At 47.6% G+C, this 14,283-nt stretch carries 16 protein-coding genes and 1 riboswitch; of the genes, 4 read left to right on the forward strand and 12 right to left on the reverse strand.

Features of this window, described 5'->3' with window-relative positions; all coding sequences use genetic code 11:
- Position 1 precedes the first annotated feature (1 nt).
- The 5 genes from MOZ60_RS07080 to MOZ60_RS07100 all read right to left on the reverse strand — a co-directional run bounded on the left by MOZ60_RS07080 (position 2) and on the right by MOZ60_RS07100 (position 3,933).
- On the reverse strand, positions 2-1,126 hold the full coding sequence (locus MOZ60_RS07080; protein WP_277008065.1) for an aldo/keto reductase: 1,125 nt from the start codon (positions 1,124-1,126) through the stop codon (positions 2-4).
- Positions 1,127-1,191: 65 nt separating this feature from the next.
- Complete coding sequence (locus tag MOZ60_RS07085; protein ID WP_277008068.1) at positions 1,192-2,124, reverse strand: aldo/keto reductase; 933 nt, start codon at positions 2,122-2,124, stop codon at positions 1,192-1,194.
- 16 nt (positions 2,125-2,140) lie between these two features.
- The gene (locus tag MOZ60_RS07090; RefSeq protein ID WP_277008070.1) at positions 2,141-2,662 is read right to left on the reverse strand and encodes a flavodoxin; all 522 of its coding nucleotides are present in this window, start codon (positions 2,660-2,662) and stop codon (positions 2,141-2,143) included.
- 111 nt (positions 2,663-2,773) lie between these two features.
- Positions 2,774-3,286: a GNAT family N-acetyltransferase gene (locus MOZ60_RS07095; protein ID WP_277008073.1), complete on the reverse strand. Its 513-nt coding sequence runs from the start codon at positions 3,284-3,286 to the stop codon at positions 2,774-2,776.
- Complete coding sequence (locus tag MOZ60_RS07100; protein WP_277008076.1) at positions 3,283-3,933, reverse strand: HAD family hydrolase; 651 nt, start codon at positions 3,931-3,933, stop codon at positions 3,283-3,285. Before MOZ60_RS07100 ends, MOZ60_RS07095 begins: the two co-directional genes overlap by 4 nt.
- A gap of 56 nt (positions 3,934-3,989) precedes the next feature.
- Here MOZ60_RS07100 and MOZ60_RS07105 point away from each other — a divergent pair, with 56 nt between their 5' ends.
- Complete coding sequence (locus tag MOZ60_RS07105; RefSeq protein WP_277008077.1) at positions 3,990-5,222, forward strand: metallophosphoesterase; 1,233 nt, start codon at positions 3,990-3,992, stop codon at positions 5,220-5,222.
- 52 nt (positions 5,223-5,274) lie between these two features.
- Positions 5,275-5,348: riboswitch (Fluoride riboswitch) on the forward strand.
- Between the two features lie 46 nt (positions 5,349-5,394).
- Complete coding sequence (locus tag MOZ60_RS07110; RefSeq protein WP_370596133.1) at positions 5,395-6,579, forward strand: cation:proton antiporter domain-containing protein; 1,185 nt, start codon at positions 5,395-5,397, stop codon at positions 6,577-6,579.
- A 31-nt stretch (positions 6,580-6,610) separates the two neighbouring features.
- Here the strand turns inward: MOZ60_RS07110 and MOZ60_RS07115 are convergent, their stop codons facing one another.
- The 6 genes from MOZ60_RS07115 to MOZ60_RS07140 are packed head-to-tail and all read right to left on the reverse strand — an operon-like array spanning position 6,611 to position 11,960.
- Positions 6,611-7,441 (reverse strand): glycerophosphodiester phosphodiesterase, encoded by an 831-nt coding sequence (locus MOZ60_RS07115; protein WP_277634745.1) that lies wholly within the window; start codon positions 7,439-7,441, stop codon positions 6,611-6,613.
- A 7-nt stretch (positions 7,442-7,448) separates the two neighbouring features.
- A complete protein-coding gene (locus tag MOZ60_RS07120) occupies positions 7,449-8,300 on the reverse strand; it encodes an ABC transporter permease (RefSeq protein WP_277008083.1) in 852 nt (283 codons plus the stop codon).
- Positions 8,300-9,454 (reverse strand): extracellular solute-binding protein, encoded by a 1,155-nt coding sequence (locus tag MOZ60_RS07125; protein ID WP_370596134.1) that lies wholly within the window; start codon positions 9,452-9,454, stop codon positions 8,300-8,302. The genes MOZ60_RS07120 and MOZ60_RS07125 overlap by 1 nt, the downstream gene beginning before the upstream one ends.
- A gap of 32 nt (positions 9,455-9,486) precedes the next feature.
- Complete coding sequence (locus MOZ60_RS07130; protein ID WP_370596135.1) at positions 9,487-10,458, reverse strand: ABC transporter ATP-binding protein; 972 nt, start codon at positions 10,456-10,458, stop codon at positions 9,487-9,489.
- 18 nt (positions 10,459-10,476) lie between these two features.
- Positions 10,477-11,316, reverse strand: coding sequence for an ABC transporter permease (locus MOZ60_RS07135; RefSeq protein WP_277644620.1), 840 nt, complete (start codon positions 11,314-11,316; stop codon positions 10,477-10,479).
- Positions 11,295-11,960, reverse strand: a complete 666-nt coding sequence (locus MOZ60_RS07140; protein ID WP_370596136.1) for a glycerophosphodiester phosphodiesterase — start codon at positions 11,958-11,960, stop codon at positions 11,295-11,297. Before MOZ60_RS07140 ends, MOZ60_RS07135 begins: the two co-directional genes overlap by 22 nt.
- A 220-nt stretch (positions 11,961-12,180) precedes the next feature.
- Here MOZ60_RS07140 and MOZ60_RS07145 point away from each other — a divergent pair, with 220 nt between their 5' ends.
- Positions 12,181-12,636: a DUF6669 family protein gene (locus MOZ60_RS07145; RefSeq protein ID WP_370596137.1), complete on the forward strand. Its 456-nt coding sequence runs from the start codon at positions 12,181-12,183 to the stop codon at positions 12,634-12,636.
- Between the two features lie 4 nt (positions 12,637-12,640).
- On the forward strand, positions 12,641-13,528 hold the full coding sequence (locus MOZ60_RS07150) for a CehA/McbA family metallohydrolase (RefSeq protein ID WP_370596138.1): 888 nt from the start codon (positions 12,641-12,643) through the stop codon (positions 13,526-13,528).
- On the opposite strand, the gene MOZ60_RS07155 is transcribed toward MOZ60_RS07150, so the two are convergent.
- Complete coding sequence (locus tag MOZ60_RS07155) at positions 13,491-14,081, reverse strand: thymidine kinase (protein WP_370596139.1); 591 nt, start codon at positions 14,079-14,081, stop codon at positions 13,491-13,493. The two genes, MOZ60_RS07150 and MOZ60_RS07155, sit on opposite strands and share 38 nt — an antisense overlap.
- Positions 14,082-14,283: the final 202 nt, after the last annotated feature.

Genomic DNA, 14,283 nt, shown 5'->3' on the forward strand with positions numbered 1-14,283 from the left:
ATTATTCGAATTCTTTTGCGACCTGTTTGAGAAGACTGCGGATTGGCAGATGCTGAGGGCATACCCTTTCACAGCCGCCGCACTGAATGCAGTCAGAAGCTTTGCCATTATCGCCCGAAGTCAGAACATTGCTGTAATAATAATTCTGGTTCCAGTCATTAAAGATCTTCTTTTTATTCATGCAGGCAAACATGTCCGGAATGCGGATTTTCTTCAGACAGTGGTTTTCCTCGACACAATAGTGGCAGGATGTGCACGGAATCATCTGCAGGTGAGAGAATACTTCCGTCACTTTGCGGACTGCTTCCTGTTCCTTGTCATCCAACGGCTTGAAATCTTTCATAAATGAGATATTATCCTGCATCTGCTCAAGACTGCTCATGCCGGAAAGTACCATGCGGATATTCGGAAAGCCTGCGGCAAACCGAATTGCATAAGAAGCATTGGAACCGCCATGCAATGCATCAAAAATCTCCTGTGCTTCTTTGGGCAGATTGACAAGAGAGCCTCCCTTGACCGGTTCCATGACGAGCACTGGTTTATTGTGCTTTTCACAGACACGGTATACCTTCCCGGATTCTACTGAAGCATCTTCATAATCCAGATAATTGAACTGAATCTGCACAATCTCAATCTGCGGATACTCAGTTAAAATCCGATCCAGAACATCTGCCTTGTCATGGAAGGAAATGCCAAAATGATGAATCTTTCCTTCTTTTTTCAGTTCCAGCGCCGTTTCATATGCCCTGCACTTTTTAAACTTTTCGAACTCTCTGGCATTCTGGGCATGCATCAGATAAAAGTCAAAGTAATCAACACCGCATGCCTTCAGCTGACTTTCAAAGAACGGACGGATATCCTCTTCTTTGTTGAAATAGGAGCCTGTCAGCTTGTCTGTCAGCGAATATTCACTTCTGTCATGTCTTGATGTCAGGCACTTCTTCACTGCCATTTCAGACTTGCCATCGATATAGCCATGGGCAGTGTCGAAGTAATTGAAACCATTTTCCAGAAACAGATCGACCATTTGCGACACCTGATCATAATCCACATCATTATCTTTCATTGGCAGCCGCATCATACCAAAGCCAAAATTCTTTTTTACCTCCGGAAATACATTCATCATAAACTCAATCCTCCTGCACTGCATTGTTCAATCAATTAATACTGCAGCTATAAGCCTTTTGTACGTTAATTGTCTTTTTCGAGTAAGGCAATTTCATCATCTGAAAGGTGAATATCCAGTGCCTTGACGGTATCGCTCATTCTGCCGGGCTTTGTTGTCCCGATCAATACCGTATCAACAGGTTTCTTATCCAATTCATAGGCGATTAATACATCTGCCTTTGAACAATGATGGGCATCTGCCACCTGCTGGATCCTGTCATTCATGGCAAGATCCTTTGCAGAAAGCGGCTGGGTAGCAGAACGTGCCGTCTTTTCATTCACACTGCGGGAAAGTCTTCCACCTGCCAGAACCTTATAAGCCATCAGCGAGACGCCCATATCTTCCAGCATCGGGAACACCTCACGTTCATCCTGTCTGACAAAGATATTATGCATATTTTCAAGGCAGATAAATTCATGCCAGCCATGCATTCTGGCAATGTACTGATACTTGGCAAACTGCCATGCTTTCATATTGGATGCACCGATATATCTGACTTTGCCGGATCTGATCAGATCGTCCAGTGCCTCCATCGTTTCCTCAACCGGTGTTTCCGCGTCCGGATGATGAATAATATAAACGTCAATGTAGTCTGTGCCAAGTCTTGTCAGGCTCTTTTCTACTTCAGAAAAAATCACTTTGCGTGAAAGACCGACCGTATTTGGACGGGGATGCTTGTCCATGTTCAGACCAACTTTGGTTGCAATCACAGCTTCATCCCGATTGCCATACTGACGGATTGCTTTGCCCAGATACTGTTCTGCTTCCCCATTGGAATACACATTTGCCGTATCAAAGAAATTGATGCCAAGATCCAGACACTCCCGCACAATTGCCTCACTTGTTTCATAGCCAACCGTCCAGGAAAACAATTCACCAGGTGTGCCAAATCCCATTGTGCCAAGGCATATCTTTGATACCTTGAGTCCGCTGCTGCCAAGTCTTACATACTCCATATTTTTCTCCTGTATATTATCTGTTCATACACTTCTGTGCCCAAGCTGAAACAAGATCCCTGGATGCCTGTGTCCGGCTCCCCTGCACTGCCAGGCTTTCCCCAAAGATAGCACCTTTCAGCTTCTTCTTACAATCCTGTACACTATGCCCCATGCCAGAGCCTTCATGGCTCATGCAGCAAAACACATGTTTTCCAGTAAAATCGAGTCCATCCAGAGCTACAAACAAGGCCATCGGATAGGTCCCCCACCAGCATGGACCCACAAGAAAGATATTGTCATAGTCAGAAAGATCATCCAGATAAGCTTTTAGTTCTGGCTTCCTGTTTTCCTTAAGATCGCGTGCTGCTTCTCTGGTACATTCTTCATAGTCTTTGCTGTAAGGTACAACTGTCTCTGCATGAAAAAGATCCACCTCAATCGCATCCTGAATATATGCAGCCAGATATTCACAATTTCCTTTGGCCAGATCTTCAATGCGGCCGCTGACATAGTTTTCGCCTCTTCTGCTGTAGTAGATCACCAGATTTTTCTTCATGTCTGCCCTCTTTCAGCAACAATATAGCTGGCATCAAATGAGAATTCCAATTGTATTTCAGTATGATTTGCTATACATAACATGCATAGCAATCAGGCAGGGATTCATTATTTAATATTGATATTGTGCAATTATGACATCTCCTCTGCTGGTATGCCGGGGTATATCCAAAGGCACAAAGCCATTCTTCTTCCAGAAATGTTCTGCCTGAGGATTACCCTGCATCCAGCCAAGCTGAATCATCTCAAAACCAGCCTGTTTCAACGCCATCTTCAGGTCATGAATGATTTTTGTGCCAGCATTTTTTCTCTGACAGGAAACATCCACCATGAATAAGCCAATCCAGACAGTTCTTTCTTCTGGCCAGCCGGTAATCAGATCCATGATGGCAACGAGTCTGCCATTTTGATAATATCCAACGTCATACTTCTGCGACATCTCTGCACCGGTGGGAAGAGCATGCAGATCAGAGCGAATGCTGTCCATAGTTACCATGGGCGGACAGTACTGGTAGTACAGCTCATTTTTTCTGCAGAGTGCAAAAACTGCAGGAATATCTTCTTCCTGCAGCGTTGTTACCTGATATGAATCTGAAAACAAGGCAGTATTCAGACATCCGTTCATTGTGCGGATTCCTTCTGAATCAGTGCCAGAGCCTCATTGAGGTCCCTGCAGATGGCATGGGCTTTCTGTCTCATCTCCTCATCCGGGGCCTGGGTATCCGGCACCATGATGCCAACACCCCCGGCATTGTAGGCTGCCCGGATGCCATTGAAAGCATCCTCAAAGATATAGCATTCTGCAATCGGTACATGGATACACTCTGCCGCATACAGAAACACATCCGGTGCCGGCTTGCTGTGAGCTACCTGGGTGCCGGAGCATACCGCATCAATATACTGTCTGGTATTGGTCATCTCCAGGTTATGCTCGATCTGTCTGCTTTCTGTACTGGATGCCACAGCGATCTTGTAGCCATGATCATGCAGCCAGGAAAGAATTTCGTGAATGCCCGGCTTTTCCGGTACAGTTTTTTCAAGATAGGCATGTATGCGTTTTACACACTCTTCATCAATCGGATGGCCATCACTGACATGGTAATACTCCCGGATCACAGCTTCTCTTTTCGGACCGGATGTACCGGTTACTGCTTTGCCAAAACCGGGATCCAGTACCACATGATGTTCGCTGGCAATCTGATGCCAGGTATCCTGCCAGATGCGTTCTGTATCAAACATCAGGCCGTCCATATCAAAAATTGCACCCTTCATTGTCATAGTCTCCTTGCATGACTATTATACGACAGTGTGTTATTGTAATGGCCGTGATGAAACAACTCTATCTGAAAACATTGCTTGTATGCCTGTCCTTTTCGCTGGCAGGCTGCGGCGTGCATGCCGTTGAAACAACGCCTGATACTTCATTCATGACAGCAACGGATCTGCACTATCTTTCCCCTTCTTTAATGGAGAATCTGGACCTGGTAAAGGAAGCTGCTGAAGAAGGTGATGGCAAAACCATCATCTATGGCAGCCAGCTAACTGATGCCATGATCGAAACTGTCATTCATAACCATCCCGATGCTTTTATCCTGACGGGCGATCTGACCTTGAATGGTGAAAAGACTTCCCATGAAGAACTGGCTGAAAAACTGGATGAAATCAATGATGCCGGTATTCCGGTATTGGTTATACCCGGCAATCACGATCTGAATAACAAACATGCCATTGCCTATACCAATGATGGTGTACAGTCGGTTGATTCTGTAACAAACGATGAATTTGTACAGATCTACCATAACGATGGCTATGATGATGCCCTTTCCCGTGATTCGGATTCTCTGAGTTATGTATACCGCCTGGATTCTGGTGTGCGCTGTCTGATGATTGATGTCAATGGCTCTTCCATTCTTGGGGCTGTGTCTGATACGACATTGACATGGATCGAACAGCAGCTCAAAAAAGCAAAGAAAGCCGGCGAGCCTGTACTGGCATTCTCCCACCAGAACTTTCTTGTTCATATGGACCTTTTTACAGATGGATTCCGGATTGCCAATGGTGACAAGCTTCTGGATCTGTTTCAGGCGTATGGTGTCAAAGCAGGATTTTCCGGTCATATGCACTGCCAGCACATCGCCTCCAGGAATGGTTTTACAGAAGCTGTGACCAGTGCCATTTCCATTCTTGAAAGCCACATTGCCAGCATTTCGATCAAGAATGGAACACTTTCCTATCAGACAGAGAGCGTTGATGTGGATGCCTGGGCAAAAGAGCATCTGGTTACCGATGAGAATCTGCTGCATTACAGTCAGTATGCCAGAGATTTCTTTATGAAGGCGATTTATGCAAAATCCACCGGCAGTGCAGAGCTGGATGACTATATTGCCAATCTGAATGCGGCTTTCTTTACCGGCAGCGTGGATACGATACAGGATGAGCCGGAACTGGATGATCAGATTGCCCATATGGATGACACGATGATGGCCGTCTATCTGCAGAGTGTATTAAAGGAAACAGGCCAGGACATGAATGCCTTTTCCATTTCATTGAATGAAAATTGACAGTCTGATGCTGTTTGAAAAAGTTGCAGAAATAACATTGCGTGGTAACATATCTCCATACGGGAATGAAGTTCTCCCTTGATGCAAATCAAAACCGCCATACAGGCTGATGACTTCTGTGATTACACAGGGTCATCAGCTTTTTTATGGCCCGTTTGAAAGGAGAACAAATATGCTGTTAAGTCTTGCCCTGATTATTCTCACCGGCATTCTCATCGGTGCCCTCTTCAAAAAACTTGGCCTTCCCTCTCTGCTGGGATTTCTGATTGCCGGCATCCTGCTTGGGCCAAATGCATTGAATCTGATGGATCAGAATATTCTTGCTATCTCTGGTGATGTCCGTGAGATTGCCCTGATCATCATCCTGGCCAAAGCAGGATTGTCACTGGATCTCAGCGATCTCAAGCGGATCGGCCGTCCGGCCGTGCTGATGTGCTTTCTGCCGGCAACATTTGAACTGATCGGATTTGTCCTGTTTGCCCCAAAGCTGCTGGGCTGCACGGTACTGGAAGCCGCCATCATGGGAGCGGTCATGGGTGCTGTGTCCCCGGCGGTTGTTGTTCCATACATGAGTATGATGCTCGATAAAAAGATCGGCACAAAGAAAGGCATCCCGCAGATGATCATTGCCGGTTCCTCTGCCGATGATGTCTATGTCATTGTCATCTTCACTGCCCTGCTCTCTTTTGCCAGCGGTCAGAAAGTATCTGCCGGCACCTTCCTGCAGATCCCTGTATCCATCTTTCTTGGAATTATCATTGGTGCTTTGATTGGTATTCTGCTTTCTTTCCTTTTCAAGAAAATCCATATGCGGGACACACTGAAAGTACTGATCATCCTTGCCGTATCCTTCCTGCTTGTCTATCAGGAAAATGTCATCAAAGGAGTCATCAGCATCTCCGGTCTGATTGCGCTCATCAGTATGTGCATCCTCATCAATAACAGGCGCCCTGTTGTTGCAAAACGCCTGTGCCCCAAATTCGACAAGCTGTGGGTTGGTGCATCCATCTTTCTGTTTGTCCTTGTTGGAACACTCGTGAATGTCAGGTATGTCGTATCGGCTGGTCTTGCTATGATTCTTGTGTTGTTCATTGGACTTGCCTTCCGCTCTCTTGGTACCTGGCTGGCAATCCTTGGTACAAATCTCAATCGGAAAGAAAAACTTTTTACCATCATTGCCGAACTTCCTAAGGCTACGGTACAGGCCGCCATTGGCGGCGTGCCGCTGGCAAGAGGTTTATCCTGCGGCAATCAGGTGCTTACCATGTCAGTTATTGCTATATTGATTACCGCCCCGCTGGGTGCGATTCTGATTGAAAAAACATATAACAAGCTGTGCACAAATGATGCTGCATAACGAAAAGAAAGGCCGAAGCCTTTCTTTTCATTTACCACATGTTTTCAAAGTAATCATGTACAGTGCGGGCACAGTTTGTCTTGAAACAAGCAGTCTCACTTCCTGCCAGTTTTTCCCACCAGGATGGTACATCCAGCAGATTTGAGAATGTCACAATACCATGTTCTTTCAGCCAGAGCACATCATGGTTGGCATACATGCCGCCATTTAGCCCGGCTTCATAGAGATCCATATTCTGGATCATTGCCATGGTTTCTTTGTTGAGAAAGCGGATGTTGGCCCCCAGCCGCAGGCCATCCGGTTTTTCATGCTCTTTGAACCAGGTCTGCAGCTGCTGGATGACTGCCCTGTCGCCTGAGAACAGAATGCACTTGTGCAGCACATCATATTCTTTCATCGTGGCAAGACTTGCCTCAACAAGATCTTTCTCTTTGTATTCCACTTCCGCAAAGAAGTTTTCCGGTGTCTGCTTTAACCAGGCGCAGAACTGGGCAAATGTCACAATGCCGGATGTTTCGCCATGACCATTGCCAGTGCGGTACTTCTTCAGCAACGGCATCGTCTCAACCGGATAGCCGCCTTTTGGAAACGGACCCAGCAGATTGCCATCCTTCGGCATCTGTACACTCTGGATTTCTGACAAAGTCAGATCATGGATCTTTCTCTTCCCCAGGCGCTCATATTCCTTTGGTGCCAGGCGTTTCAGACTGTCATCGTGGAAGACAATCAGATGATGATCTGATGTCATCCGGATATCAATCTCCACACCATCAGCGCATTCCAGAGCACCATTCAGAGCCTCCATTGTATTTTCAATGCCTTTGGTCAGATCCCCACGGTGGGCAATGATCCTTGGCAGCATTCGCTGCTCAGTCATCCTGGCCTTTTTCCCAGCCAGCCTGCTTCATGTTGGTATAGACATAGACACCTGCAGACAGTGCAGAGAACAGGAACATGATCACGGACAGTGCCGCCGAACGTGCATAGTGCATGTTGGTGTACTGGTTGTACAGGACAATGCCCATCATCTGCGGGTTGGTGCCGTCCATCAGGTACGGGGTTGTGAAGGAAGAAATGTTGGACATGAAGACGAATGTTGCGGCGATGAACAGATCACGGTATGTTAGCGGCAGAATCATCTTCCACAGGATACGGATTGGTGAAGCACCGACGTCCTTGGCCGCTTCGATGATGGAATCATGGATTTTCCCCATAGCCGATACCAGCAGCATCGTGGCAAACGGGATGTTGAACCACAGGTTCATCAGGACGATACCCTTGGCATTGTACATCAGACCAAGCTGTACATTCAGACCAAACAACTGGAAGAACCGGTTGATCATGCCGGAGTCACGGATGATGGTGATCATGCCGTTGACAGCGACCAGACCCGGAATGAATCTTGGCAAAAGATACAGATGGGAGATCCATTTCGCGACCTTGCTTTTGGAAAAGCGCAGGTAGATCGCCAGCAGATACGAGATGCCAATGGCAAGTACAACCGTCCAGATAACAATCTTGAGGGTATAGATCATATTCCCACGCTGCACGGCATCTGTGAAGAAGTAGGCATAATTGCCCAGTCCGATGCCGCCTTCTTCCTGCTGGAAGCTGCTGATCACGGACAGGATCACCGGGTAGATGATGACCAGGGCCATGATCAGAAAGGATGGCAGAATCAGAAGATACGGCAGGATTTTATGAAAGCGGGTTTCCTTCATCAGTTCAGTGTGCCGATTTCAGAGTCCCACTTGTCGTTGAGGTCTGTGGACAGGGAACCGATGCTGCTCATACGATAGGAGGAAATCTTGAGGTCTTCAATGGACTTTGTCAGATCCGGGTCGAGTTTATCATAGCTGATAACCGGTACAGCTGCCATGGAATCCAGAGCAATGTTCTGTGCATCTGCAGAAAGCATGTAGTTGATGAACGCATATGCACCATCCTGATTGGAGCCGATGGTAGGAATGGCAAGACCTACAGTCGAACCAGTGAAGGAAGGATCAATCTGGGTGATCTTGATGGAATCCGGCAGTGTGCCCTGCTTGATCTGTGACAGCGTCATATCAGCCCAGGCCGGGATCATATCAACTTCCTTGGAGGCCAACAGATCGAGGGTACCCTGGTTCTTGTTCGGATAAACAGTCTTACCGGAAGACTGATAGAGGTATGGGTGCAGTTCCTTGAGCAGATTGAAGCCCTGGTCCCACTGTTCTTCCCACTTGGTATCGGTAGAAGTCAATGCTTCCTCCGGCAGGAAGTTATAGACAGCGGTCAGAACGAAGGATCCGCCGGCACCGCCGGAAGATGGTGTATTGTAGGCAAATCTGCCAGGGTTGTCCTTGATCCACTGATACAGCTCATCTGCTGTCTTCGGCGGATTCTTGACGGTATCGGAATTGTAAGCCAGAACAACGGTTGTTCCACGGTAAGGCACCAGATAATCAGAATAGGAAGACTGTACTGTCAGATTGCTGTAGTTGCTCAGCTTGGATGCATCAATCTTGGTGAAGATATCGTCACCTGCCTGAGACAGATAGGTTGCAGCATCATTGTCAGATACTTCCACAACATCATAGTCAGTGTCTGTCTGACCTGCCTTCTTGGCAGCGATGATTCTGTCACTCAAAGACTGGGCACCAGTACCGGAAGTGATGAACTCCAGCTTGGCTGTGTAATCACTCTGGCTGGCATTGAACTTTTCAATCTGCTGTTCAAACTGCACTCTGACATTGTCGGAGCCGTTTGCCCAGACCGTAATCGTCTTCGCGCCGGAAGTGCTCTTGGCAGCTCCTGCGGAGCAGCCGGCTGCCATGGAAGCAGTCAGTAAAGCGGTACAGCCGATCTTGACAATTCTCTTGAAACCATTCTTCATAACTTATTTCTCTCTTTCCTTATCTCATTCGCTTATGCAGCGTATTCAAACATCTTTGTAAACTGCAGTGATACTTCATCATGCGGGTGGAAACGGTCAGCTTCCTGTCTTGTCACATATGCTTTGACGATCTGATCGTTGACATCCACAGTCACTTCGGCATAGTGCCCCAGAATCATCACAGTGCGCACACTGCCATGGCGGATGCCTGCCTTATCCCCTTCTGAAAGCAGAACGTTCTCGGGGCGAACCGCCAGCACCTTGTCGCCGTTATTGACAAAGTTCATCTCACCAATGAACGATGCTACAAAGCGGCTGGCCGGATGGTCATACACTTCATTCGGTGTACCGGTCTGTTCAATCACGCCCTTGTTCATGACCACAATACGGTGGGACAGCACCATGGCTTCCTCCTGATCATGCGTTACAAACACAACTGTGATATGCAGCTCTTCCTGGATCTTCTTGAGCTCTTCACGCATCTGTGCCCGGATCTTGGCATCCAGTGCTGAGAACGGCTCATCCAGCAGCAAAACACTTGGCTCCAGAAGCAGTGCTCTGGCAATGGCAATACGCTGCTGCTGGCCGCCGGACAGCTGAGTGGGATACTTGTATTCCGTACCGCTCATGTTCACCAGCGCCAGTCCGTCCTTCACTTTTTTAGCAATGTCATTCTTGTTCATCCTGCGGATCCTGAGGCCAAAGGCAAGATTGTCTGCCACGGTCATATGCGGCCAGAGGTTATAGCTCTGGAACACCATGGCTGTCGGCCGTTTCTCCGGCGGCAGATCCTTGATGGACTTGCCATCCAGCAGGATGTCACCTTCATCGATCTGCAGAAATCCGCCGATCGTTCTCAGAATTGTTGATTTGCCGCAGCCTGACGGACCAAGCATGGTCAGAAACTCGCCTGGTGCCACATCGATATTGATATGTTCAACACCATCACCATTGCGGTAGCGTTTCTTCATATCCTTGATCTGCAGCTTCCATTCAGTACACATTGATATTGATTCCTCCCCTTACATGCCGAATCCTTCGGAAATAGTATCGGCACTCAAATATTTATGGACACAGAGCAGCACGATGATCGCTGGTACGATCAGGATCAGTGAGAGCACCGGACCGGCTGTCAATGGATATTCCATGATGACGCCGTACAGCTGCACCGGCATGGTCTTGATCTGCGGGAAGCCTACCAGCAGAGTGCCCTGTGCTTCTTCCATGGAACCAAGGAACGTGAACACGGCACCGACTACAATGCCAGGCTTTGCCATCGGCAGCGTGATCTTGAAGAAAGTCTGCAGCGGGCTGGCACCGGCATCACGGGCTGACTCTTCCATCTGGCTGTACACACTGCGGAAGGCACCGCACGGGATCCAGGTCATGAACATCATGGAGTTGACGACATGAATCAGCACAACGCCCTGGAAGGTCCCGATCAGATTCAGCTTGTAGAACAGAATGCCGATCGAGATGTACAGGCCCATGCGCGGGAAGGCATTGGACAGCAGGAAGGAAAGCATGAAGGCATTTCTGCCTTTGAACTTGAAGCGGGCCAGGGCATAGGCTGCCGGCACGCAGATGATGGCACTGACAATGGTCACAACGATGGCAAGAATGAAGGATGTGCCAATCGATGACAGCAGTGAAGGCTGTCCAAGCACAAACTGCCACCACTTGAAGCCAAACTTCTGCGGAATGATGGCCGGTGCCTCATATTTGTCGGCAAATGCCAGCATGACCAGGTTCAGCAATGGCAGATAGAAGAAGATGACAAATACCGCAAAGATGATGTATTGCCAGAAGTTCTTTGAACCAACCTGATGGTAGTATTTCTTCAGCATAATTCCTCCCGGCATGCCACGGCATCCCTGATCTTCCGGGTCGTGATATTGATGATCTGCGGATCCTGCAGAAATCTTTTGATCTCACCCATCTCATTCACCGTCCACACCGAAGCCTTTAAACCGCATTCTTTCAGATCATTGACAAGTACGTCATAGACGCGGTATTCCAGATTGATCACATGAATTCCCTGTGCCGCGGCATCCTTCAATACATCCAGCATACGCAGCGGAATCACGCCTTTGAGCATGTTCTCATAGATCGTCGGCCAGAGATTCTCGATGTTCATATATACTTCTGCTTTGGCAAACTTTGCATGGCGCTGATGGAAATCCACCGGATCCACAGTACCGGAATAGATCAGCTGATCCGATACACCGCAGGATACAGCAAGCTGATATACAGCCTCCTCAAGCCCTTCTGCCTTGAGATCACAGTTCATCTTCGCCTGCGGATACTTTTTCAGACAGGCAAACGCATCCGCCAGAGGCACACTGTCCCGGTTGCTTTCATCGTGGGAAAGGACGAGGGTTCCGTCATCTTTCTGACGGACATCCACTTCCACACAGTCGGCACCGCTGTCCAGACCATACTGTACAGATGGCAGTGTGTTGTCTTTTGTACCATCACTGCCAGCATGAGCAGTCAGATATGTCATACCGATATTTGTCACTCCCTTTCAACGGCATCCATCTTGCCAGAGGAATGTAAAATATTTTCAGAAGTACAAAAACAGATTTGGTTAAATATTTATCGCAAATGTAAAATTTTCATATACAAAATATCTGGCTTTTACCTATATTCAACATAAATAAGCCGAACTTTTCACACGGATTTTGTATAGTAAGGCTGCTTTTGTACAAAAGGAGACACGAGAAATGAAAGATCTGCTGTCATTTCAAAGTACAGTTCCCCGCAACTATCAGGGAACCATAAGCTATGAATACTGTCTGGAAAAACCATTGCGCCAATTGGAAATCACTTTGTCATACAATCATGAGAAAATACAGGATCCAGCAGCCTATCTACAGAAATACCGCATCTTTCTGGCCAACCGGCTGGAAGCGTACCTTGGCAGACACCCCAGTGATATCGATCTGCGGCAGGCAATGGATCACATGAAGACAGAGATTCAGTTTGCCTTGTTTATGAATGGCCGCTTTGTCTGCAATATCCACAAACCTGGCAAAACTAAAAAAATGGTGATCACATCCAGTCCGCAAAATGAAGGAACTGTGGTAAAGGAGATCCGGGGTCAGATTAGGATTGTGGTCAATGTGTTTGCGGCCATTGAGGATGATACTGTAATCACACTGCAGGTAAAGGGGGAGTAGCCATATGTGGAAGCGCATTGAACTGCATCATCATACAATCGCCTCGGATGGAAAGTTTACCCCCGAAGCACTTGCACAATATCTGCACGATCATGACATCATGGCGGCATCGCTGACAGATCATAATACAACCGCCGGTTATGAACGCTTTGCAAAAGCATGTGCAGATCTGCACATGGAAACAATCCAGGGCATGGAAGTGACGACATGGTATGGCCATCTGCTGGCCCAGGGAATCAGCAGCTATTTTGAATGGGAAGATTTCCAGAAAGAAAATGCCGATCTGCTGTTAGAGCGCATTCACAAGGATGGCGGCGTGGCTGGTCCTGCCCACCCTTGTTCCATCCCCTACCCCTTTTCCAACGGCATGGCATGGACCATGCAGATTCATGACTGGCATCTGGTGGACTTCCTGGAGATCGTAAACAATGCCCATCCACTGTATCCTGACAACCAGAGAGCACTGTATCTCTGGAAAGCAAAGGTACTGGAAGGCTTTCATATTCAGCCGGTATCCGGCATGGATCTGCACCAGCCGGAAAACATGGCAGGATGGTATACCACCTGGATGGATGCTGAAGAAAGAAAGCCGCTTTCAAAGCAATTCCATGATGCCATCCGCTATGGCAAAGTTCAGGTTACCAATGGACCCGTACTGGACTTTGATAACGATTCCCTGTTTCACTGCAGTATACCGAATCCTGACCGTTCTACATATCTATTAACCATCGAAACAGCCCATGAAAAAAAGCAGGAACTCATGCGGCCGGAAGGCATAGTACTTCCAAGGCTGCAGGAACCTGCTGTGATCTGTGTCTATGATCTATCGGAAGAAGAGGAATATCCCCGCATCATCACTTCCTGTTTTGATCACCGGGATCATCAGGGCTGAGTTTTCCTTCCAGGAAGTGTTTGCGGCATAAAGCAATATAGTCATCATTGGCACCAAGCATGATCTGGGCACCACTGCGGACAATGCCATGCTTGTTATATCTGGCATTGCAGGTTGCCTTCCTGCCGCACCAGCAGACTGTCTTGATCTCTTTGATCTCATCCGCAATCGCCAACAGACGTTCACTGCCTTCAAACAGGTTCAGCTGAAAGTCTGTACGCAGGCCATAGCAGAGTACCGGAATACCCAGGTCATCGACAATATGAGCCAGGAAATCAATCTGCTTGGCCGGCGCAAACTGGATTTCGTCCACAATCACAGCATCATATTCTTTGATTTCTTCATCGCTCATGGCGCAGATATCGCTCAGCAGAATGCATTCTCTTTCCAGACCAATCCGGGAACGAATGACATTTTTACCATCTCTTGTATCCGTATTGGTCTTGGCCAGTAATACCTTCTGTCCCCTTTCACGATAGTTGTATTCTGCCATCAATGCATTGGCACTTTTGGAGCTGCCCATTGCACCATAATAAAAGTACAGTTTTGCCATGATTGAAATCCTCCGTGACGCTTACCAGAAGTATTGTATTACAGAATGGCTGAAAACAAGGTACCAATGTAATAGAAAAGAGTAGGCGACAGAGTTAACTTCTGCCGCCCCTCATCAAACCGTACGTGCGCTTCTAACGCATACGGCTTTCCTTTCCGGTTTCATTGTTACAGTAAGATGGTAAAAAGACAATTAAAGTTAC

Origin of the sequence: Grylomicrobium aquisgranense (assembly GCF_033971865.1) — a bacterium.
Classification (GTDB): Bacteria; Bacillota_I; Bacilli_A; order Erysipelotrichales; family Erysipelotrichaceae; genus Bulleidia; species Bulleidia massiliensis.